Genomic DNA, 20,661 nt, shown 5'->3' with positions numbered 1-20,661 from the left:
GCGGGGTCTTTGGCCTTTTGGCCCATCCATATGGGCACATTCAGCTATGAATTTAGGAGCGAATTGACGGACACTGCAGTTTCGGGAAATCAATAGCGCTGGCCCGCCACCAGCAGCGCCAACCGCACCAGCGCGTACGCCCCCCAGCCCCGCAGGCGCTGGCCCAGGGGGCGGTGGCTGTGGGCCGCCGGGTCCATGCGCCGCCCATGCTTGACCATGGCATCGCGCAGAATGCCCGCCAGGCCTTCGGCAAAGGCCTTGTCCTCGACCACCACATTGGCTTCACGGGCCAGCAGCAAGCTCAAGGGATCCAGGTTGGACGAACCCACGGTGGCCCAGTGCCCGTCCACCACGGCCACCTTGGCGTGCAGAAAGCCGGCCTCGTATTCATGGATTTCCACGCCCGCTGCCAGCAGGACCCCATAGACGGGCCGGGCCGCGTGGTACTGCATGAAGTACTCGTAGCGGCCTTGCAGCAGCAAGGTGACGCGCACGCCGCGGCGCGCCGCGCCTATCAGGGCGCGCCGCAGCTTGCGTCCGGGCAGGAAGTAGGCGTTGGCGATGATGATCTCGCGGTGCGCCTTGCCTATGGCCTTGCGGTAGGCGCGCTCTATGCTGCTGCGGTTGCGCAGGTTGTCGCGCAGTATCAGCGCCGCCCTGGGGCCGGCGCCGTTGCCCGCGGCGGGCGGCGTGATACCGGTGCGCCCGCCGTAACCCGCCGCCTTGAACTTCTCCCATGCCGCATTCATGTGCCGCTGCCGCGCGCTGTAACCCGCCTGCACGCGCCACCACAGCAGCGCCATGGCATCGGCGGCCTCCAGCGCCAGCGGCCCGGTGGCGGCCACCGCGAAATCGAGGCGAGCCGCCTGGAGCTCGCCGTGGTTGGGGTCGTAAAAATCGTCGAGCACATTGATGCCGCCGCAAAACACCGTCTGCTGGTCGATGACACACAGCTTGCGGTGCAAGCGGCGCCAGCGCTCAGGCACCAGCAGGCCCAGGCCGCTCAGGCCCGTACCCAGGGGGGAGTACACACACCAGTCGACCTTGGCCTGTGCGAATTTTTCGCGCCATTCGGCCGGCAGCGGACTGGTGCCTATACCGTCCACCAGCACCTGCACCGTCACGCCGCGGCCGGCGGCGCGCACCAGCGCCTCGGCCACCTGCGCCCCGGCGCCATGAAAATCGAAAATATAAGACTCCAGCTGGACCCAGCTATGCGCCGCGTCCAGCGCCTGGACCAAGGCGGGGAAAAAGTCCCGCCCGCCCTGGAGCAGTTGCAGCTCGCCGGTCTTGTGGAGGGGATACAGCATGGGCGGTGGCGTTCGTCCCTGTGCGAATGGAGAGATGGGCGTGGGGTCCGTCCCATTTAAACCGAGCGGCCGGTGTTTGCCAATCCCGTGAAACGCCAACTCACAAAGTGTTGCGCCTGCGCGCGGCCCTTGCGGCTCTTATGGCTCAGGCCATGAATTGCGGCAGCAGCAACACCGCCTCGGCATTCGAGGGCGAAAAGCACAGGTCGGCCGCGGCGTGGAGCGGCAGCCATTGCCAGGCGGTGTGCTCTTTCGGGTTGAGCCTGACATCGCAGGCCTCGGGCAGGCACAGGCTGAAGACGTGCTCGGTATTGCGGGTCACGCCGGGCGCGTAGCGATGGCGCCAGACCGGGTAAATCTCGTAGACGTTGGCGAGGCCCCAGTCGCGGAATTGCGCCGGCGCGGCAGCGATGCCCGTCTCCTCAAGCACCTCGCGCATGGCGGTCTCCAGCAGCGGCTCGTCCACCCTGTCTTTGGAGCCAGTCACGCTTTGCCAGAAGCCGGGATTGTCGGCGCGCTCTATCAGCAGCACAGCGCGCTGCGGCGTGTGGATGACGACCAGCACGGACTCGGGGATCTTGAACGGCTTCAAGGCATCCCCTTTCCGGGCTGGCGGTGCAGCGCCGTTTTAGACTGGCTGGGGGTTGCGCAGGCGGATGTGCAGCTCGCGCAGCTGCTTTTCGTCCACCGGGCTGGGCGCATGCGTGAGCAAGTCCTGCGCACGCTGGGTTTTCGGGAAGGCGATCACGTCGCGGATCGACTCGGCGCCCGTCATCATGGTGACGATGCGGTCCAGGCCGAAGGCCAGGCCACCGTGCGGCGGCGCGCCGTACTGCAGCGCGTCGAGCAGGAAGCCGAACTTCTGCTGGGCTTCTTCAGGGCCGATTTTCAGCGCGCTGAACACCTTGCTCTGCACCTCGGCGCGGTGGATACGGACCGAGCCGCCGCCCAGTTCCCAGCCGTTGAGCACCATGTCGTAGGCCTTGGCGATGCAGCGGCCCGGGTCGGTGTCCATCCAGTCCTCATGGCCGTCCTTGGGCGCGGTGAAGGGATGGTGCACGGCGCTCCAGCGCTGGCCGTCCTCGTCGAACTCGAACATCGGGAAATCCACCACCCACAACGGCTTCCAGCCCTTGGTGAACAGGCCGGTCTTTTTGCCGAAGTCGCTGTGGCCGATCTTCAGGCGCAGCGCGCCTATGCTGTCGTTGACGATCTTGGCCTTGTCGGCGCCAAAGAAAATGATGTCGCCGCTCCGCGCGCCCGTGCGCTTGAGGATCTCGGCAATGGCGGCATCGTGGATGTTCTTGACGATGGGGCTTTGCAGGCCTTCGCGGCCCTTGCCGGCGTCGTTGACCTTGATCCAGGCCAGGCCCTTGGCGCCGTAGATCTTGACGAACTCGGTGTAGCCGTCGATCTCGCCGCGGCTCATCTCGGAGCCGCCGGGCACGCGCAGGGCCACCACGCGGCCGCCCGCCGTCGTGGCCGGCGCGCTGAAGACCTTGAAGTCCACGTCGGCCATGACGTCGGTCAGCTCGGTGAATTCGAGGTTCACGCGCAGGTCGGGTTTGTCGGAGCCGAAGCGGTGCATGGCGTCGGCATAGGCCATGACGGGGAACTCGCCCAGGTCGGTGTTCAGCACGGTCTTGAAGATGCTGCTGATCATGCCCTGGAACAGGTCGCGGATGTCCTGCTCGCCCATGAAGGAGGTTTCAATATCGATCTGCGTGAATTCGGGCTGTCGGTCAGCGCGCAGGTCTTCGTCGCGGAAGCACTTGGTGATCTGGTAGTAGCGGTCGAAGCCGGACACCATGAGCAGCTGCTTGAACAGCTGCGGGCTTTGCGGCAGTGCGAAGAACATGCCTTCGTTGACGCGGCTGGGCACCAGGTAGTCGCGCGCGCCTTCGGGCGTGCTCTTGGTCAGCATCGGCGTTTCAATGTCGATGAAGCCGTTGGCGTCGAGGAACTTGCGCGTTTCCATGGCCACGCGGTAGCGCAGCATCAGGTTGTTCTGCATGTAAGGGCGGCGCAGGTCCAGCACGCGGTGCGTGAGGCGCGTCGTCTCCGACAGGTTGTCGTCGTCGAGCTGGAAGGGCGGCGTCACGCTGGGGTTCAGCACGATCAGCTCGTGGCACAGCACCTCGATCTTGCCGCTCTTGAGGTTCTCGTTGGTCGTGCCCTCGGGGCGAGCCCGCACCACGCCCTTGACCTGAACGCAGAACTCGTTGCGCACGCCTTCGGCGGTCTTGAACATGTCGGCGCGGTCCGGGTCGCAAACCACTTGCACATAACCCTCGCGGTCGCGCAGGTCGATGAAGATGACGCCGCCGTGGTCGCGCCTGCGATTGACCCAGCCGCACAGGCTCACGGTCTGGCCCATGAGGCTCTCGGTCACCAGACCGCAATAGTTGGAACGCATTTGGGAAACGATGGCCATAAAAATACTCGAACTTTCAGCGCTTTTGGGGCGGTTGTCGCCGTTTAAAGGGGAGGGGTCAGGGGCAGGGTCGCGGGCAGCGGCGCAGGTTTTGAGGGCACCACGACACCCATGGAAATCACGTAGGTCAGGGCTTCATCGACGCTCATCTTGAGCTCGATGCAGTCGCGTTTTTTCAGCATCACAAAGTAGCCGCCTGTGGGGTTGGGCGTGGTCGGGACGTAAACGCTGAGGTAGTCGCCCTGCAGGTGGTTGACCACGTCGCCGCCCGGCGTTCCGGTGAGAAAGCCTATGGTCCAGACACCTTCACGCGGCCACTGCACCAGCAGGGCCTTGCGAAATGCGTTGCCGTTTTCCGAGAACACCGTGTCGGAGACCTGCTTCACGCTGGAATAGATGGAGCGGACGATGGGGATGCGGCTCAGGAAGGAATTGCCCCAGCGCACCAGCTTCTTGCCGAAAAAATTGCTGGCGAAGGCGCCCATCAGCAGCACGATCAGCAGCATGAGCAGCACGCCGAAGCCGGGGATGTGAAAACCTAGCAGCTTGTCGGGGTGCCAGGCGCCCGGCAGGATCAAGAGCGTCTGGTCCAGCGTGCCGACGATCCAGTCGAGCACCCACAGCGTGATCGCCAGAGGCACCAGCACCAGGAGTCCGGCCAGAAGCCATCGGCGAATGGATGCCATCACGAAGAAGACTTGGAAGAAGAATCGCCGGCCGAAGCCTTGGCGGGTGCGGCCGGAGCGGGAGCTGCCGCGGTGCTTGCCGGCGCGGCGGGGCTGGAGTCGGCCGGCTTGCTGTCCGCGCTCTTGCCGTTGGCCGTGCCGGCTTCGCCGCCCTCAGTCTTGGGCGCGGCCACGCCAGTGCTGTTGCCGCCGCGAAAATCCGTCACATACCAGCCCGAACCCTTGAGCTGGAAACCCGCGGCCGTGACCTGCTTTTTGAACGCGGGCGCGCCGCATTGCGGGCACACGGTGAGCGGCGCATCGGAGATTTTTTGCAGAACGTCCTTGGCATGCCCGCAGGACTCGCATTTATAGGCGTAGATTGGCATAGTGCTTAAGGCTTTGAGGGGGTATTCCCAGGAATACCCGGGGAATTTGCCCGGGAAAGGCATCCCGGGTGCAAAGCTCTCAATTATAGGCCGTTGGGGGCCCGTCAAGCTCAGAACCAGCGGAACCGCAGCACCTGCACCAGCTGCATGGCCACCAACGCCAAAACAAAGCCCAGGCCGCCGTAAATCACGTTTTGCAACAGCTTGTTGGTGCGTTTTTGTTCGAGCAACAGCTCCTCAATCTCCCGCCGCTGCAGGCCGGGCGAAGATTTGAGGTACTGCGACAAGAGGCGCGGAAGGCCCGGCAGCAGCTTGGCATAGGCCGGCGCCTCGGCCTTGAGCTGCGCCAGCAGTTTTTCGGGCCCCACCTGCTCCAGCATCCACTTCTCGAGGAAGGGCTTGGCGGTACTCCAGAGGTCCAGGTCGGGGTCCAGTTCCCGCCCCAGGCCTTCGATGTTGAGCAAGGTTTTTTGCAGCAGCACCAGCTGGGGCTGGATTTCCACGTGAAAGCGCCGCGATGTCTGAAACAGCCGCATCAGCACCAGCCCCAGCGAGATTTCCCGCAACGGCCGGTCGAAATAGGGTTCGCAGCAGGCGCGTATGGCGGCTTCCAGCTCGTCAACCCGGGTTTCGGGAGGCACCCAGCCGGATTCGAGGTGCAGCTCGGCCACCCGCTTGTAGTCGCGCTGGAAGAAGGCGCTGAAGTTCTGCGCCAGGTATTCCTTGTCGACCTCAGTCAGCGTGCCCACGATGCCGAAGTCCAGCGAGATGTAACGGCCGAAGGTTTCCGGCGCCAGGCTCACCTGGATGTTGCCCGGGTGCATGTCGGCATGGAAAAAACCGTCGCGAAAGACCTGGGTGAAGAAAATGGTGACACCGTCGCGCGCCAGTTTTTTCATGTCCACGCCGGCATCCAGCAGGCGCTGCACCTGGCTGATGGGAACGCCCTTCATGCGCTCCATCACCATCACGTCGGGCATGCAGAAGTCCCAGACCATCTCGGGAATCATGACCAGGTCCAGGTCCTGCATGTTGCGGCGCAGCTGGGCCGCATTGGCCGCTTCGCGCAGCAGGTCCAGCTCGTCGTGCAGGTATTTGTCGAACTCGGCGACCACCTCGCGGGGCTTGAGGCGCTTGCCGTCGGCCGAAGCGCCCTCCACCCAGCCGGCCATCATGTGCATCAGTGCCAGGTCTTTCTCGATGGCGGGCAGCATGTTGGGCCTGAGCACCTTGACGGCCACCTCGCGCCCGTTCGGCAGGGTGGCGAAGTGCACCTGGGCGATGGAGGCGCTGGCAACCGGCGTTTGCTCGAAGCTCGCAAAGATGCGGTCCAGCGGCCGGCCGAAGGCTTTTTCGATGATGGCCACCGCCACGGCGGAGTCAAACGGCGGCACCCTGTCCTGCAGGCGGGCCAGCTCGTCGGCGATATCGGGCGGCAGCAGGTCGCGGCGGGTGGACATCACCTGGCCGAATTTGACAAAGATGGGGCCCAGGCTTTCGAGGGCTTCGCGCAGGCGCTCGCCGCGCGGCGCCTTCAGGTTGCGACCAACGGAAACAATGCGCGTCAGCAGGCGCACCCCCGGGCGCTGGAAACTGGAGAGCACCAGTTCGTCCAGCCCGAACCGCAGCACGGTCCAGACGATGAAGACCCCGCGGAAAAGCCGGGTCATGCAGACGCCTTGGCGGTCGGTGCTCCCTCACCCGCCACGGGGCTTGCGGGCGCCGCCTGCGTGGCGACGCCGGACGAAGCCGGAGTCGGAGCCAGCGGTGTCCTGGCGAGGAACTGCTTGAGTCCTTCAAACAGCCGGCGCCCGGCGTCGGCCACCGCGTGGGCGGGTGCGTCGCCGATCAGGCGCGACAAGTCTTCCTCGGCATCCCAGCGCAGGTTTTCGGCCAGCCAGCCGAGTTCGGCCGCGAGCTGCACGTCGCCTTCGATCTTGACCGGCGGCGGCTTGCCGGCCAGGACCGATTGCACGACGGTGAGGGGCGACTCGGTGGCGACGGCCAGTGTGAGATCTGATTTAGCGCCGGGCGCCGCCCGGTCCACCAGGCCCGCGGGCGTGACCACCAGGTCGATCGAAAACAGCCCCCAGCGCAGGTGCACCACGCGCCCCTTTTGCCGCAACAGGCGGTCCTGCGCCTGCTTTTCCTGCATCAGCACATGGTTCAGGAACAGCACCAGCCGCTGCTGCCCCTCATCGACCACCCAGGCGGGAGGCTGAAAGCGGGTGGCGATGGATTCCAGAAATGAAAAAGGGGACGTGGTGGTATTCATACGTCCCCGATTCTGACATGGCCCCCACGGTCGCGCACTTCGTGTCGCTTCCTTCCCCCCGAGGGGGCCGCTGCGCCTGCGGCCCGGCAAAGCCGGTTCCGCGGCCCCTGCTTGAATGGGAAGCCGCGCCTTCCAACCGATTACTGGAGCGCTTGCACCCCGGCGACCAGCCAGCCGCTGCCGCCGTTGCGGGGTTTGGTCATATTCCAGACTTCGCGGAAGGGGCTGGCGCCGGCGGAGGCGTCTTCGCGGATCATGCCGGAGAACTCCACGCTGGCCATGTAGACGTCGCTCAGTTCCTCTATGCCCAGCAGTTGGGCGTCCAGCATCACGACCTCGGTCTTGTTGACCTGGCCGCCGGTGTGCGATTCGCGGTCGGCGAGCTGGGTCTTGATCTGCTCGAGCATGTCGTCGGTCATCATGGCGCGCAGGCTCTGGATGTCGGAGCGGTCCCAGGCATCCTGTAGTGTCACGAAGTTGGCTTTGCTGGCCTTGAGGAAGCCTTCGGCATCAAAGCCGGCCGGAACGCCCCAGGACTGCGAACCCAGCAGGGCAGAGCCGATCATGGAGCCGCCCGCGGCAGGCGCGGCCGCGTCGTATTTGTTGGCGTCGAAAGCCATGCTGCTGCGCTCCCAGGGGCGCGCGGACGCATCGTTGCCGACGTTTTCGGGGCTGTAGTTCTTGGGGGTGGTGGCATTGCCCGCGCCCTGGAAGGCGAAAGGCGCCTGGCCGGACGCCGCGCCGGGCGCATTGGCCGCCCCGCCCTTGAGCCTGCGCATGACAAAGCCAATCACCAGCATGACCACCAGCGCCAGCAGGGCGAACAGCATGATCTGGCCGAAGGCGCCGCCCAGGCCCAGCGAGGAAGCCAGCCAGGCCAGGCCCAGGCCGGCGGCCAGGCCGCCCAGCATCGCGCCCCAGGGGCGCTTTGGCGCCTGCGCGGGCGCTGCGGCGGGGGTGGCCGGCTTGGCGGCGGAATTGGTGGCGGAACCGGCGCCGGCGGGCGCCGCCTCGCGTTGCGTGACATTGGACGACTGCTTGCCGAAGGACTTGCCCCCACCCAGGCGCTTGGCCTCGGCCGACGTGCCTGCCAGGGCCATGGCCGTGACCAGCACGGTGGAAAGAATTGCGGACCAGATCTTCATATCGTCTCCTTAATCACACTTCAACACTTCAGCACTTGATTCCAACATGCAATGCCACTACGCCGCCCGTCATGTTGTGATAGTCCACATGGCCGAAACCACCTTTACGCATCAGGGCTTTGAGTTCTTCCTGGCCCGGGTGCATGCGGATGGACTCGGCGAGGTACTGGTAGCTTGAGTCGTCGTTGGCCACCAGCTTGCCCAGCCGGGGCAGGACCTTGAAGGAGTACCAGTCATAAATCTTTTCCAGCGGCCTGGCCACTTTGGAGAATTCGAGCACCAGCAGCTTGCCGCCGGGCTTGAGCACGCGGTTCATCTCGCGCAGCGCGTCTTCCTTGTGCGTCATGTTGCGCAGGCCGAAGGCCACGGTCACCACGTCGAAACTCGCATCGGGAAAAGGCAGGTGCTCGGCATCGCAGACCAGCGTCGGCAGGTTCACGCCGGCGTCCAGCAGCCGGTTGCGGCCTTCGCGCAGCATGGCCTCGTTGATGTCGGTGTGCACCACACGCCCGGTGCTGCCCACCTTGGGGGCAAAGGCCAGCGCCAGGTCGCCCGTGCCGCCGGCGATGTCCAGCACCTGGTAGCCCTCCTTGACGTTGGCCACCAGCACGGTGTAGGCCTTCCAGGCGCGATGCAGGCCCATGGACATCAGGTCGTTCATCACGTCGTACTTGGGCGCCACGGAATCGAAGACGCCGCGCACGCGGCGCGCCTTGTCCTGCTCGTCGACGGATTCGAAACCGAAATGGGTGCTGCTCATAGGTGAATGCTAGGGGGCAAAGCGGGGAATAGCTGCGACAACCCTGGGCTGACGCGGGACATTGCGGGCTTATTGCAGGCTTTTATGCTGGAAAAACAACAGTGCTGCGATGCGGGCTTTGATCGCCCGGCACAGCGCGGCAAAGGGACTCGCGCGGCTCGCGCCATCAGTGGCTGGCGCAGCCGTGCCCGCCAGCCTGGGACATGGGCGCGTCGCGGTCCACACCGGCGGCCTGCAGGCGCCGCTGGTAGTCGTCCCAGAGGCGGTTTTGCTCGGCGCCCAGGTGGTAGAGGTAGTCCCAGGAAAAAATCCCGCTCTCGTGGCCGTCCGAAAACACCGGCTTGACCGCGTAGTTGCCTATGGGCTCGAGCTCGACCACCGTCACCTCGCGCTTACCGGTCTGCAGGATTTCCTGGCCGGGGCCGTGGCCCTGCACCTCGGCGGACGGTGAGTAGATGCGCATGAGTTCAAACGGAATCCGGAACTCGGCGCCGTCGGAAAACGCGATTTCAAGCACGCGCGACTGGCTGTGAACCGTCAGCGCCGTGGGCGTCGGGGAGCCGGGTTGAAGGCCTGCCATGGGGAACTGCTTTCTGAAAAGGACGGGCCGGACAGGCCGGCCGTCATGGTTTTGGCAATATCTCTGTTGACATCCGGTGCTGGCCGTCCTAGACCAGCACGCGCTCGATGCCGCCGTGGTTGGCCGCCTCCACATAGGCCGGCAGCCATTCCTTGCCCAGGATCTGGTTGGCCATTTCGACGACGATGTAGTCCGCCTCGAGCAGCCCGTTCTGCAGGTCGTCGCCGTAGCGCGAGAGCCCTTGCAGGCAGCTCGGGCAACTGGTGAGTATCTTCACATTGGCGCTTTCAGCCACCGCGCCGGACGCCCGCAGTGCGGCTTCGCCCTTGCGCAGCTCTTCTTCCTTGCGAAAGCGGATCTGCGTCGAGATGTCGGGGCGGGTGACGCCCAGTGTGCCCGACTCACCGCAGCAGCGCTCATTCTTGAGCACGTTGTCGCCCATCAGCGCCTTGACGGTTTTCATCGGCTCCTGCAGCTTCATGGGGCTGTGGCAGGGGTCGTGGTAGAGGTAGCCGGCGCCGGGTTGGCCGGTACGCAGGGTGATGCCTTTTTCGAGCAGGTACTCGTGGATGTCGATGATGCGGCAGCCCGGGAAGATTTTCTCGAACTCATAGCCCTGCAGCTGGTCATAGCAGGTGCCGCAGCTGACCACCACGGTCTTGATGTCCAGGTAGTTCAGCGTGTTGGCCACGCGGTGGAACAGCACCCGGTTGTCGGTGATGATTTTTTCGGCCTTGTCGAACTGGCCGCTGCCGCGCTGCGGGTAGCCGCAGCACAGATAGCCCGGCGGAAGCACGGTCTGCACACCCGCGTGCCATAGCATGGCCTGCGTCGCCAGGCCGACCTGGCTGAACAGCCGCTCGGAGCCGCAACCCGGGAAATAGAACACGGCCTCGGTTTCGGAGGTCGTGCTTTTCGGGTTGCGGATGATGGGGACGTAGTCCTTGTCCTCGATGTCCAGCAGCGCGCGCGCGGTCTTCTTGGGCAGGCCGCCCGGCATCTTCTTGTTGATGAAGTGGATCACCTGCTCTTTCACGGGCGCCTTGCCGACCGTGGCCGGCGGCAGCGCCGTCTGCTTGCGCGCCAGCCGGCGCAGCAGGTCGTTGGCCAGGCGCTGGGCCTTGAAACCCACGTCCACCATGGCGCCGCGCATGAACTTGATGGTCTGCGGGCTGGTCGCGTTCAGGAAGAACATGGCGGCGGCGTTGCCGGGCCGGAAGGACTTCTGCCCCATCTTGCGCAGCAGGTTGCGCATGTTCATCGACACTTCGCCGAAGTCGATGTCCACCGGGCAGGGGGTCAGGCATTTGTGGCAGACCGTGCAGTGGTCGGCCACGTCCTCGAACTCCTCCCAGTGCTTGATGCTCACGCCGCGCCGGGTCTGCTCTTCATACAGGAAGGCTTCCACCAGCAGCGAGGTCGCCAGGATCTTGTTGCGCGGGCTGTACAGCAGGTTGGCGCGCGGCACGTGGGTGGCGCACACCGGCTTGCATTTGCCGCAGCGCAGGCAGTCCTTCACGCTGTCGGCGATGGCGCCTATGTCGGACTGCTGCATGATCAGCGACTCGTGCCCCATCAAGCCGAAGCTGGGCGTGTAGGCATTGGTCAAATCGGCCTGAAGCCCTTGACCCTCCCTGCCAAGGTGCCCCTGGTTTCGCAGGAGCTTGCCCTTGTTGAAGCGCCCTTGCGGGTCGACCTTCTGCTTGTATTCGGTGAAGGGCCGCAGTTCCTCATCGGTCAGGAACTCCAGCTTGGTAATGCCTATGCCGTGCTCGCCGGAAATCACACCGTCCAGCGAACGGGCCAGCACCATGATGCGCGCCACGGCTTCGTGCGCGGTCTGCAGCATCTCGTAGTCGTCGCTGTTAACCGGGAGGTTGGTGTGCACATTGCCGTCGCCGGCGTGCATGTGCAGCGCCGCCCACACGCGGCCCTTGAGCACGCGCTTGTGGATCGCCGTGCATTCTTCCAGGATAGGCAGGAACGCGCCGCCCGAAAAGATCGCCTGCAACGGAGCGCGTATCTGGGTTTTCCAGCTGGCGCGCAGTGAATGGTCCTGCAGCTGCGGGAACAGGGTGACCACACCCTCCAGCCAGCCGGACCAGAGCGTACGCACCTCGGCCACCAGCGCCAGCGCCTGGGCGACGCGGTCTTCAAGCAATTCGGCCGACGGAATGTCGTTGGCATCGTCCGATTTGCCCAGAGGCAGGCTGCCCTGGAGGAAAAAGGCCTCGAGCTCGTCGCACAGCTTGATCTTGTTGCGCAGGCTCAGCTCGATGTTGATCTGCTCGATGCCGTCGGTGTACTCGGCCATGCGCGGCAGCGGAATGACGACGTCCTCGTTGATCTTGAAGGCGTTGGTGTGTTTGGAAATCGCCGCCGTGCGCTTGCGGTCCAGCCAGAACTTCTTGCGCGCCTCGGCGCTGATGGCGATAAAACCCTCGCCGCTGCGCGAGTTGGCGATGCGCACGATCTCGCTGGTGGCACGGGCCACCACATCGGCGTCGTCGCCGGCGATATCGCCGATCAGCACCATCTTGGGCAGGCCGCCGCGCTTGGACTTGGTGGCATAGCCGACGGCACGCAGGTATCGGTCGTCCAGGTGCTCCAGGCCGGCCAGGATGGCTCCGCCGCGCTTTTGCTCGGCGAACATGAAGTCCTTGATCTCGACAATGCTGGGCACCGCGTCCTTGGCGTTGCCGAAGAACTCCATGCAAACGGTGCGCGTGTGCGCCGGCATGCGGTGCACGATCCAGCGCGCGCTGGTGATCAGGCCGTCACAGCCTTCCTTCTGGATGCCCGGCAGGCCGCTGAGGAACTTGTCGGTGACGTCCTTGCCCAGCCCTTCCTTGCGAAAGGACTTGCCGGGAATATCCAGCCGCTCGCGGCGCAGCGGCGTCTTGCCGTCTGCCTCAAAATACTGCAGCTCGAAGCTGGCCATGTCGGCGTCGTGGATCTTGCCCAGGTTGTGGCCCACGCGCGTGACCTCCAGCCAGGTCGCCTCGGGCGTGACCATGCGCCAGGAGGCCAGGTTGTCCAGGGCGGTGCCCCAAAGCACGGCCTTTTTGCCGCCGGCATTCATCGCGATGTTGCCGCCTATGCAGGAGGCTTCGGCGGAGGTCGGGTCGACCGCGAACACAAAGCCGCCGCGCTCGGCCGCATCGGCCACGCGCTGGGTGACCACGCCGGCTTCCGTCCAGATGGTCGCGACCGGCTTGTCGACGCCGGGCAGCGAGAGCATTTCGACCTCGGTCATGGCCTCGAGTTTTTCGGTGTTGATGACGGCCGACTTCCAGGTCAGCGGGATCGCCCCGCCGGTGTAGCCGGTGCCGCCGCCGCGCGGGACTATGGTCAGGCCCAGTTCGATGCAGGCCTTGACCAGGCCGGCCATTTCCACTTCGGTGTCAGGCGTGAGGACCACAAAGGGGTATTCGACGCGCCAGTCGGTCGCGTCGGTGACGTGGGAGACCCGCGAGAGGCCGTCAAACTTGATGTTGTCGTGGCGGGTCAGCTTGCGCAGCTTGCGTTCGGCCAGCCGGCGAAGGTCGTACATCTCGCTGAAGGATGTGTAAAAGCGGATGACCGCTGCGCGGGCGGCGTCCAGCAATTCGCCCACGATGGCATCGCGCTGCGGGTCGGCCTCCGGCGTGCGGCGCTTTTCCACCTCGGCCAGCCGGTGCTGCAAGGCGTCGACCAGCAGCTTGCGCCGCTTGGGGTTGTCCAGCAGGTCGTCTTGCAAATAGGGGTTGCGCTGCACCACCCAGATGTCGCCCAGCACTTCATACAGCATGCGCGCGGAACGGCCCGTGCGGCGCTCGTCGCGAAGCCGGTTCAGCAGGTCCCAGGCGCGTTCGCCGAGCAGGCGTATCACCACCTCGCGGTCGGAAAACGAGGTGTAGTTATAGGGAATTTCGCGGATGCGGGCTTCGCCGGCCTTTGCGTCACCGGCAAAGACATGGAGTTCTTGGAGTGTGGTAGGGGCGTTCATCGTGAAAAGCCAGCGGCTTCAGACCCGTGTCCAGCGCTGTTGCCCTATATTACCGCAGCGCACCATTTGGGGTTCTGCCCGCACCGGTCCTAAGTCGTCTTATGGAAATCCCGCTTGCCGGGCATCTCCCAAATCGCTTAAATCCACGTGTCATAAACAGTTTCTAGACTGTCCCGTTTAACTTGGCGCGCCTGTTCGCGCCCAAATCCCAGGAGTTTTAATGAAAAACCGTCTTTCCGCCTTTGCTTTTGCGGCCCTAGGCCTGTGCATGCCTTTGGCCAGCCAGGCGCAAGTCGAAATCCAGTGGTGGCACTCCATGGTGGCGGTCAACGGCGAATGGGTCAACGACCTGGCCAAGCAGTTCAACGAAAGCCAGAAGGAATACAAGGTGGTGCCCACCTTCAAGGGCAGCTACGACGAATCCATGACCGCCGCCATCGCGGCCTTCCGCGCCGGCAACGCGCCCCACATCCTGCAGGTGTTCGAAGTCGGCACCGCCACCATGCAGGCCAGCAAGGGCGCCATCGTCCCGGTCGGCAAGATCATGCAGGACGCGGGAGAAAAATTCGACCCGAAAGCCTACATCCCCGCCGTCGCCGGCTACTACACCGCGCCTAACGGCCAGATGTTGAGCTTCCCGTTCAACAGCTCCACCACCATCTTCTATTTCAACAAGGACGCCTTCAAGGCGGCCGGCCTGCCGACCGACAAGGCACCCGTCACCTGGCCTGAAGTCGTCAACGCCGCCGCAAAATTGAAGGCATCCGGCCATAAGTGCCCCTTCACGACCGCCTGGCAGAACTGGACGCAGGTGGAAAGTTTCTCGGCCTGGCACAACGTCGAATTCGCCACCAAGGCCAACGGCCTGCAAGGCATGGATGCGCGCCTGAAGGTGGATTCGCCGCTGCACGTGCGCCACATCGAAAACCTGGCCAACATGGCCAAGCAGGGCCTCTTCGTCTACAAGGGTCGCGGCAATGTGCCGGAAGCCAGCTTTGTGTCGGGCGAGTGCGCCATGATCAACACCTCGTCGGGCTTTTACGGCAACGTGGCCAAGAATGCCAAGTTCGCCTACGGCCTGGCCCCGCTGCCTTATTACCAGGATGTTCCCGGCGCACCGCAGAACACCGTGATCGGCGGCGCCAGCCTCTGGGTCATGTCGGGCAAAAAGCCAGCCGAATACAAAGGCGTCGCCAAGTTCTTCAGCTTCATTTCGACCCCTGAAGTGCAGTCGGCCAGCCACAAGCGCACCGGTTACCTGCCCGTCACGATGGCTTCGTACGACTTGACCGAAAAATCCGGCTTCTACAAACAGAATCCGGGCACCGACGTCGCGGTCACACAGATGATTCGCAAGGTGACCGACAAGAGCCGCGGCATCCGCCTGGGCAACTACGTCCAGATACGCGCGATCGAGGACGAAGAACTCGAGCAGGTCTGGAGCGGCAAGAAGACGGCCAAGGAAGCGCTGGATTCCATCGTCAAGCGCGGCAACGAGCAGCTTGAGCGCTTCCAAAAGGCCAACAAGAACTGATCACGCAAGAGACAGCGCAAGCCCGCCCGGCGGGCTACACTCGGCCCGCCTGATCTCTCTGCCTGACAAGGGAAGACCAGGCGGGTTTTATGTTTAGGCGCTCCCAAATTTCTGCCCACTAGAAGGCCTTATGGAAAAACGCGTTGTCTTTCGATCCAGCTGGCTGCCCTGGCTGCTGCTGCTGCCGCAAATGGCAGTCATCCTGGTGTTCTTCTTCTGGCCCGCGGCGCAGGCCCTGCTGCAGTCGCTGCAGCAGCAGGATGCCTTCGGCACCTCCATCGAATTCGTCGGCCTGGCCAACTTCCGGCAACTGCTGGAAGACCCGAGTTATGTGGAGTCCTTCAAGACGACCGCGTTTTTCTCGGTGATGGTGGCCGGCATAGGCATCAGCCTGTCGCTGGTGCTGGCGGTTTTCGCCGACCGCATCACGCGCGGCGGCATGTTCTACAAGACCATGCTGGTACTGCCCTACGCGGTGGCGCCCGCCGTGGCCGCCGTGCTGTGGGTGTTCATGTTCTCGCCCTCGCTGGGCGTGGTGGCCTATGCCCTGGGCAAGATCGGCATCAACTGGAACCACCTGCTGGACTCCGGCCACGCCATGACGCTGATCGTGATGGCTTCCGTCTGGAAGCAGATTTCCTACAACTTCCTGTTCTTCCTGGCGGGCCTGCAGTCCATCCCGAAGTCGCTGATCGAGGCGGCCGCGATCGACGGCGCCCGGCCCTGGCGCCGTTTCTGGACCATCCAGTTCCCGCTGCTGTCGCCCACCACGTTCTTCCTGCTGGTCATCAACGTGGTCTACGCCTTCTTCGACACCTTCGCCATCGTCGACGCCGCCACCCAGGGCGGCCCTGGCAAGGACACGGCCATCCTGGTCTACAAGGTGTACTACGACGGCTTCAAGGCCCTGGACCTGGGCGGCTCGGCCGCGCAGTCGGTGGTGCTGATGGTGATCGTGGTGGCCCTGACGGTCATCCAGTTCCGCTACGTCGAGAAGAAAGTCCAATACTGATGAAAACAAAAAATACGACGGGAGCCCACCATGGTTGAAAAACGCGGCACCCACGGCATCCTGGCCCATGTGGTGGTGATGCTGGGCGTCTTCATCGTCGCCTTCCCGCTCTATCTGGCCTTCGTGGCCTCCACCCACACAGCGCAGGAAATCGTGCAGGCGCCCATGCCGCTGCTGCCGGGCACCAATATGCTCGACAGCTACAAGGCCGCACTGTTCGGGCGCGAGTCCGCCACCGGCTCCAACGCGCCGGTGGCGCACATGATGTGGGTCAGCCTGGTCACGGCGCTGGTAATCGCCATCGGCAAGATCGCCATCTCGCTGCTGTCGGCCTTTGCCATCGTGTACTTCCGCTTCCCTTTCAAGAAGACCTGCTTCTGGGCCATCTTCGTGACGCTCATGCTGCCGGTGGAGGTGCGGATCCTTCCCACCTACAAGGTGCTGTCGGACCTGAACATGCTCAACACCTACGCGGGCCTGACCGTGCCGCTGATCGCCTCGGCGACGGCGACTTTCCTGTTCCGCCAGTTCTTCCTGACGGTGCCCGAAGAGCTGACCGAGGCCTCGCGCATGGACGGCGCCAGCCCGATGCGCTTTTTCTTCGACGTGCTGCTGCCGCTGTCCAAGACCTCGATCGCGGCGCTGTTTGTCATCCAGTTCATCTATGGCTGGAACCAGTACCTCTGGCCGCTGCTGGCCACGACCAGTGAAGACATGTACCCGGTGGTCGTGGGCATCAAACGCATGATCGCCGGCGGCGACGGCCAGAACGAATGGAACGTGGTCATGGCGACCGCCATCCTGGCCATGCTGCCACCCGCTTTGGTGGTGGTGCTGATGCAGAAATGGTTCGTCAAGGGCCTGGTCGACACCGAGAAATGATCCTCCCCCGAAGCGCCTTCGGCGCCTCCCCCCAGGGGGCGCCGCCAGCGGCCCGGCAAAGCCGGTTCCGCGGCGTCCGCTTGAATTAAATCCAACACAGGTTATCTCAATGGCTTCACTCCAATTCAACAACGTCATCAAGCGCTACGGCTCCGGCAAGGACGCGCTGCAGGTGCTGCACGGCGTGAACGCCGACATCGCCGACCACGAATTCATCGTGATCGTCGGGCCCTCGGGCTGCGGCAAATCCACCCTGCTGCGCATGGTGGCCGGCCTGGAAGAAGTCAGCGACGGGCAGATCTCCATAGGCGGCAAGGTCGTCAACCAGCTGGAGCCTTCCGAGCGGGACATCGCCATGGTGTTCCAGAACTATGCGCTTTACCCGCACATGAGCGTCTTCGACAACATGGCCTACGGCCTGAAGATCGCCAAGGTGCCCAAGGACGAGATCAAGACGCGCGTCGACAAGGCCGCCAGGATCCTGGAGCTGGGCCACCTGCTGGACCGCAAGCCCCGCGCGCTTTCGGGCGGACAGCGCCAGCGCGTGGCCATGGGCCGCGCCATCGTGCGCCAGCCGCAGGTATTTCTGTTCGACGAGCCGCTGTCCAACCTGGACGCCAAGCTGCGCGTGCAGACACGCCTGGAGATCCAGAAGCTGCACCGCGAGCTCGGCATCACCTCGCTCTTCGTCACGCACGATCAGGTCGAGGCCATGACGCTGGCGCAGCGCATGATGGTGATGAACGCGGGCCGCATGGAGCAGTTCGGAACACCCGAAGAGGTCTACAACCGCCCCGCCACCACCTTTGTGGCGAGCTTCATGGGCTCGCCTCCCATGAACCTGCTCAAGCAGGCGCCGAATGCCGACTTCGGCGGCAAGCCGGGCGCCATCCTGGGCATACGGCCCGAGCACCTGACGGTGGGCGCCACCGGCTGGGCCGTGCAGGTCGACACGATTGAAATGCTGGGCGCCGAACGGCTGGTGTACTGCCGCATGGGCGGCGAAGCCCTCATCGTGCGCACCGATGAAAGCCTGTCGACGGCACCCGAAATCGGCGCGACCATCCACGTCGCGCCGCGCGCCGACCGCCTGCACTGGTTTGACGCGGATACCGGAAAACGCCTGTAATCTTTCAATTTCCGCAGTTTGCGCAGCTTTTGCAGTTCCCGAGAAGACCATGACGAATCCCGTGACCGCCGCCAATTGGCCTTATCCCCGATGGGTGGCGCACCGCGGCGCCGGCAAGCTGGCGCCTGAAAACACCCTGGCCTCCTTCATGCTGGGCGCCCGCCACGGCTACCGTATGTTCGAGTGCGATGTGAAGCTCAGCGCCGACGGCATCCCGTTTTTGCTGCACGACGCGACGCTGGAACGCACCAGCAACGGCAAGGGCGTGGCAGGCGAGTTGACCTGGGAAGCGCTGGCAGAGTTGGACGCGGGCAGCTGGCATTCGCCGGCCTTTGCCGCCGAAGGCCTGCCCAGCTTTGAGCGCATCGCCCGATACTGCCTGGACAACGCCTATTTCCTGAATATCGAGATCAAGCCCACGCCGGGCGCGGAGGCCCATACCGGAAGCGTCGTCGCCAACGAAGCGGCCCGGCTGTGGCAGGGAACGGCCGTTCCGCCGCTGCTGACCTCTTTCCAACCGCCGTCACTGGAAGCAGCCCGCGCTGCCCAGCCCCAGTTGCCGCGCGGCCTGCTGCTCGACGAACTGCCGGCCCACTGGCTGGAAACGGCGACCCGGCTGGGCTGCGTGGCCATTGTCTGCAACCACAAGCTGTGGAACGCCGACACCGTGGCGCAGGCCAAAAAAGCCGGATTCAGGCTACTGAGCTACACGGTGAACGACGAGGCCAATGTAAAAAGGCTGCTGGCGCTGGGCACCGACGGCATCATCACGGACGCGGTGAACCTCTTCAAGCCCGACTAGGCCTTCAAGCCCGCCAGGCGCCCAGCAATATCCACTGGCAGACGGCAGCGCTGGCCACCATCGCGGCGTAGGTCATCATCTTCCCGTCCCGGCCAAAAAACACCAGGCCCAGGACCAGCACCGCCACATTCGCGGCAAAAACAATCGCCGTCTGCGCCCACCAGGCTGCGGCGAGGGGCCGGCTTGACCTGAATACGCCGCCAAAGACACGGCTGGACAAGACCAGCAGCAGCGCGACGGCGGCGGCCGGCAGGACAAAATTGAGCAGGTGATTGGCCAGCAGGTAAAAGGTCATGCGCTTGCGGATGGTTGGAGATCCCGGGAAAGCGCCGGGAAGGCGCCAAAACAGGTCCTCAAAAGGGCTATCAGGGCGATTGTCAGGGCTTCGCGCCGGCCCGGCCGCTTCAATTTTATAATCCGGGAATGTCAGTCTGGGCCCTTGGGCTAAACCATAACACCGCACCGCTCGATTTGCGCGGGCGATTCGCCTACGCCCTGGACCAGATCGAGCCCACTTTGCGCGGCCTGCGCGCCTCGCTGGCGCGCCAACCCGAGGCGACGCTGCTCTCGACCTGCAACCGCACCGAAATCTACTGCGCCGGCGACAAAACCGACCTGGACCACACGCTGGAGTGGCTGGCGCACAACGGCGGCGTCTCGCCCGCCCTGCTGCGCTCACATGCCTACACGCTGCAGGGCGACCAGGTCGCCCGCCATGCCTTTCGCGTGGCCAGCGGCCTGGACTCCATGGTGCTGGGCGAGCCGCAAATCCTGGGGCAGATGAAAGATGCGGTGCGCGCCGCCGAAGACGCCGGTGCAATGGGCACCACACTGCACCAGCTGTTCCAGCGTTCCTTCGCCGTGGCCAAGGAAGTGCGCAGCAGCACCGAAATCGGCGCGCACAGCATCAGCATGGCGGCGGCCAGCGTTCGCCTGGCCGGCCAGCTGTTTGAGAACCTGAGCGACATCAAGGTCCTGTTTGTCGGCGCCGGCGAGATGATCGACCTGGCGGCCACCCACTTCGCCGCCAAAAACCCCAAGGCCATGGCGATCGCCAACCGCACGCTGGAGCGCGGCGAAAAGCTGGCAGGCCGCTTTGGTGCCGAAGTCATGCGCCTGGCCGATTTACCCAGCCGCCTGCACGAATTCGACGCGGTGATCAGTTGCACCGCCAGCACGCTGCCCATCATCGGCCTGGGTGCGGTGGAGCGCGCCGTCAAGCTGCGCAAGCACCGCCCCATGTTCATGGTCGACCTGGCCGTGCCACGCGACATCGAACCCGAAGTCAAGGCCCTGCCCGACATCTATCTCTACACGGTGGATGACCTGGCGCACGTGGTGCAGACCGGCAAGGACAGCCGCAAGGCCGCCGTGGCGCAGGCCGAGGTCATCATCGACGCCGGCGTGCAGAACTTCATGCACTGGCTGGGCCAGCGCCGCAGCGTGCCGCTGATCCAGCAGCTCAATGCGCAGACCGACGAATGGCGCGCCGCCGAGATCGTGCGGGCCAAAAAACTGCTGGCCAAGGGCGAGCCCATAGACACGGTGCTGGAAGCCTTGACCCGCGGCCTGACCCAGAAGATGCTGCACGGCACGCTGGCCGAGCTGCACGCGGGCGACGCCAGCAGCCGTGAGGCCACGGCGCAGGCCGTTTCCAGGCTGTTTTTGCGCGGCCAGCTGCCCAAAATCCAGTCCGACGACAAAGAGCGTTAGCGCACGCCCCTGCGCTGATAGTCTCGCGCCGGCGCCAGCCGGC

General features: G+C 64.4%; 18 protein-coding genes. 6 read left to right on the top strand and 12 right to left on the bottom strand.

Annotated elements, in window-relative coordinates:
• Positions 1-89: 89 nt before the first annotated feature.
• The 11 genes from clsB to ACEN8I_RS06575 all read right to left on the bottom strand — a co-directional run bounded on the left by clsB (position 90) and on the right by ACEN8I_RS06575 (position 13,546).
• Positions 90-1,310, bottom strand: a complete 1,221-nt coding sequence (gene clsB, locus ACEN8I_RS06625) for a cardiolipin synthase ClsB (protein ID WP_413327528.1) — start codon at positions 1,308-1,310, stop codon at positions 90-92.
• A gap of 145 nt (positions 1,311-1,455) precedes the next feature.
• Entirely contained in the window at positions 1,456-1,902 is a 447-nt protein-coding gene (nudB, locus tag ACEN8I_RS06620) for a dihydroneopterin triphosphate diphosphatase (protein ID WP_413327527.1), read from the bottom strand.
• A 36-nt stretch (positions 1,903-1,938) separates the two neighbouring features.
• Positions 1,939-3,744, bottom strand: a complete 1,806-nt coding sequence (gene aspS / locus ACEN8I_RS06615; RefSeq protein WP_413327526.1) for an aspartate--tRNA ligase — start codon at positions 3,742-3,744, stop codon at positions 1,939-1,941.
• Between the two features lie 44 nt (positions 3,745-3,788).
• Positions 3,789-4,430 carry a DUF502 domain-containing protein gene (locus ACEN8I_RS06610; protein WP_413327525.1) on the bottom strand — a complete coding sequence of 214 codons (642 nt, stop codon included), beginning with the start codon at positions 4,428-4,430 and terminating at the stop codon, positions 3,789-3,791.
• A complete protein-coding gene (locus ACEN8I_RS06605; RefSeq protein ID WP_413327524.1) occupies positions 4,430-4,798 on the bottom strand; it encodes an FmdB family zinc ribbon protein in 369 nt (122 codons plus the stop codon). Before ACEN8I_RS06605 ends, ACEN8I_RS06610 begins: the two co-directional genes overlap by 1 nt.
• A gap of 110 nt (positions 4,799-4,908) precedes the next feature.
• Positions 4,909-6,468 carry a ubiquinone biosynthesis regulatory protein kinase UbiB gene (ubiB, locus tag ACEN8I_RS06600; protein ID WP_413327523.1) on the bottom strand — a complete coding sequence of 520 codons (1,560 nt, stop codon included), beginning with the start codon at positions 6,466-6,468 and terminating at the stop codon, positions 4,909-4,911.
• Complete coding sequence (locus ACEN8I_RS06595; protein WP_413327522.1) at positions 6,465-7,073, bottom strand: hypothetical protein; 609 nt, start codon at positions 7,071-7,073, stop codon at positions 6,465-6,467. The genes ubiB and ACEN8I_RS06595 overlap by 4 nt, the downstream gene beginning before the upstream one ends.
• Before the next feature lie 140 nt (positions 7,074-7,213).
• Positions 7,214-8,218: a Tim44 domain-containing protein gene (locus tag ACEN8I_RS06590; RefSeq protein WP_413327521.1), complete on the bottom strand. Its 1,005-nt coding sequence runs from the start codon at positions 8,216-8,218 to the stop codon at positions 7,214-7,216.
• A 28-nt stretch (positions 8,219-8,246) separates the two neighbouring features.
• Positions 8,247-8,978 carry a bifunctional demethylmenaquinone methyltransferase/2-methoxy-6-polyprenyl-1,4-benzoquinol methylase UbiE gene (ubiE, locus tag ACEN8I_RS06585; protein ID WP_007867977.1) on the bottom strand — a complete coding sequence of 244 codons (732 nt, stop codon included), beginning with the start codon at positions 8,976-8,978 and terminating at the stop codon, positions 8,247-8,249.
• Positions 8,979-9,144: 166 nt separating this feature from the next.
• A complete protein-coding gene (locus ACEN8I_RS06580) occupies positions 9,145-9,558 on the bottom strand; it encodes a gamma-butyrobetaine hydroxylase-like domain-containing protein (protein WP_413327520.1) in 414 nt (137 codons plus the stop codon).
• Positions 9,559-9,646: 88 nt separating this feature from the next.
• The gene (locus ACEN8I_RS06575) at positions 9,647-13,546 is read right to left on the bottom strand and encodes a DUF3683 domain-containing protein (RefSeq protein ID WP_413327519.1); all 3,900 of its coding nucleotides are present in this window, start codon (positions 13,544-13,546) and stop codon (positions 9,647-9,649) included.
• A 220-nt stretch (positions 13,547-13,766) separates the two neighbouring features.
• Here ACEN8I_RS06575 and ugpB point away from each other — a divergent pair, with 220 nt between their 5' ends.
• The 5 genes from ugpB to ugpQ all read left to right on the top strand — a co-directional run bounded on the left by ugpB (position 13,767) and on the right by ugpQ (position 18,905).
• Positions 13,767-15,080, top strand: a complete 1,314-nt coding sequence (gene ugpB / locus ACEN8I_RS06570; RefSeq protein WP_413327518.1) for a sn-glycerol-3-phosphate ABC transporter substrate-binding protein UgpB — start codon at positions 13,767-13,769, stop codon at positions 15,078-15,080.
• A gap of 130 nt (positions 15,081-15,210) precedes the next feature.
• Positions 15,211-16,092 (top strand): sn-glycerol-3-phosphate ABC transporter permease UgpA, encoded by an 882-nt coding sequence (gene ugpA, locus ACEN8I_RS06565; RefSeq protein ID WP_413327517.1) that lies wholly within the window; start codon positions 15,211-15,213, stop codon positions 16,090-16,092.
• A gap of 30 nt (positions 16,093-16,122) precedes the next feature.
• The gene (gene ugpE, locus ACEN8I_RS06560; protein WP_413327516.1) at positions 16,123-16,974 is read left to right on the top strand and encodes a sn-glycerol-3-phosphate ABC transporter permease UgpE; all 852 of its coding nucleotides are present in this window, start codon (positions 16,123-16,125) and stop codon (positions 16,972-16,974) included.
• Between the two features lie 109 nt (positions 16,975-17,083).
• On the top strand, positions 17,084-18,103 hold the full coding sequence (locus ACEN8I_RS06555) for a sn-glycerol-3-phosphate import ATP-binding protein UgpC (protein WP_413327515.1): 1,020 nt from the start codon (positions 17,084-17,086) through the stop codon (positions 18,101-18,103).
• Between the two features lie 49 nt (positions 18,104-18,152).
• Complete coding sequence (ugpQ, locus tag ACEN8I_RS06550; protein ID WP_413327514.1) at positions 18,153-18,905, top strand: glycerophosphodiester phosphodiesterase; 753 nt, start codon at positions 18,153-18,155, stop codon at positions 18,903-18,905.
• A gap of 4 nt (positions 18,906-18,909) precedes the next feature.
• Here the strand turns inward: ugpQ and ACEN8I_RS06545 are convergent, their stop codons facing one another.
• A complete protein-coding gene (locus ACEN8I_RS06545) occupies positions 18,910-19,200 on the bottom strand; it encodes a hypothetical protein (protein WP_413327513.1) in 291 nt (96 codons plus the stop codon).
• Positions 19,201-19,328: 128 nt separating this feature from the next.
• Between ACEN8I_RS06545 and hemA the strand changes: the two genes are divergently transcribed.
• Positions 19,329-20,618 (top strand): glutamyl-tRNA reductase, encoded by a 1,290-nt coding sequence (gene hemA, locus ACEN8I_RS06540; protein WP_413327512.1) that lies wholly within the window; start codon positions 19,329-19,331, stop codon positions 20,616-20,618.
• The last annotated feature ends 43 nt before the right edge of the window (positions 20,619-20,661 follow it).

This window comes from Polaromonas sp. CT11-55, from assembly GCF_047303325.1.
Lineage (GTDB): Bacteria > Pseudomonadota > Gammaproteobacteria > Burkholderiales > Burkholderiaceae_C > Polaromonas.
The sequence above is the reverse complement of the archived record's forward strand: the minus strand, read 5'-3'. Positions and strand labels throughout refer to the sequence as shown.

What these genes read in the sequence shown, in the direction of transcription:
- ugpA (WP_413327517.1), top strand. Translation starts at nt 15,211, where the DNA reads ATGGAAAAACGCGTTGTCTTTCGATCCAGCTGGCTGCCCTGGCTGCTG.
- ubiE (WP_007867977.1), bottom strand. Translation starts at nt 8,978, where the DNA reads ATGAGCAGCACCCATTTCGGTTTCGAATCCGTCGACGAGCAGGACAAG.
- aspS (WP_413327526.1), bottom strand. Translation starts at nt 3,744, where the DNA reads ATGGCCATCGTTTCCCAAATGCGTTCCAACTATTGCGGTCTGGTGACC.
- ACEN8I_RS06610 (WP_413327525.1), bottom strand. Translation starts at nt 4,430, where the DNA reads ATGGCATCCATTCGCCGATGGCTTCTGGCCGGACTCCTGGTGCTGGTG.
- ACEN8I_RS06580 (WP_413327520.1), bottom strand. Translation starts at nt 9,558, where the DNA reads ATGGCAGGCCTTCAACCCGGCTCCCCGACGCCCACGGCGCTGACGGTT.
- ACEN8I_RS06545 (WP_413327513.1), bottom strand. Translation starts at nt 19,200, where the DNA reads ATGACCTTTTACCTGCTGGCCAATCACCTGCTCAATTTTGTCCTGCCG.
- ugpE (WP_413327516.1), top strand. Translation starts at nt 16,123, where the DNA reads ATGGTTGAAAAACGCGGCACCCACGGCATCCTGGCCCATGTGGTGGTG.
- clsB (WP_413327528.1), bottom strand. Translation starts at nt 1,310, where the DNA reads ATGCTGTATCCCCTCCACAAGACCGGCGAGCTGCAACTGCTCCAGGGC.
- ACEN8I_RS06605 (WP_413327524.1), bottom strand. Translation starts at nt 4,798, where the DNA reads ATGCCAATCTACGCCTATAAATGCGAGTCCTGCGGGCATGCCAAGGAC.
- ACEN8I_RS06595 (WP_413327522.1), bottom strand. Translation starts at nt 7,073, where the DNA reads ATGAATACCACCACGTCCCCTTTTTCATTTCTGGAATCCATCGCCACC.
- ugpB (WP_413327518.1), top strand. Translation starts at nt 13,767, where the DNA reads ATGAAAAACCGTCTTTCCGCCTTTGCTTTTGCGGCCCTAGGCCTGTGC.
- ubiB (WP_413327523.1), bottom strand. Translation starts at nt 6,468, where the DNA reads ATGACCCGGCTTTTCCGCGGGGTCTTCATCGTCTGGACCGTGCTGCGG.
- ACEN8I_RS06555 (WP_413327515.1), top strand. Translation starts at nt 17,084, where the DNA reads ATGGCTTCACTCCAATTCAACAACGTCATCAAGCGCTACGGCTCCGGC.
- ugpQ (WP_413327514.1), top strand. Translation starts at nt 18,153, where the DNA reads ATGACGAATCCCGTGACCGCCGCCAATTGGCCTTATCCCCGATGGGTG.
- ACEN8I_RS06575 (WP_413327519.1), bottom strand. Translation starts at nt 13,546, where the DNA reads ATGAACGCCCCTACCACACTCCAAGAACTCCATGTCTTTGCCGGTGAC.
- ACEN8I_RS06590 (WP_413327521.1), bottom strand. Translation starts at nt 8,218, where the DNA reads ATGAAGATCTGGTCCGCAATTCTTTCCACCGTGCTGGTCACGGCCATG.
- hemA (WP_413327512.1), top strand. Translation starts at nt 19,329, where the DNA reads ATGTCAGTCTGGGCCCTTGGGCTAAACCATAACACCGCACCGCTCGAT.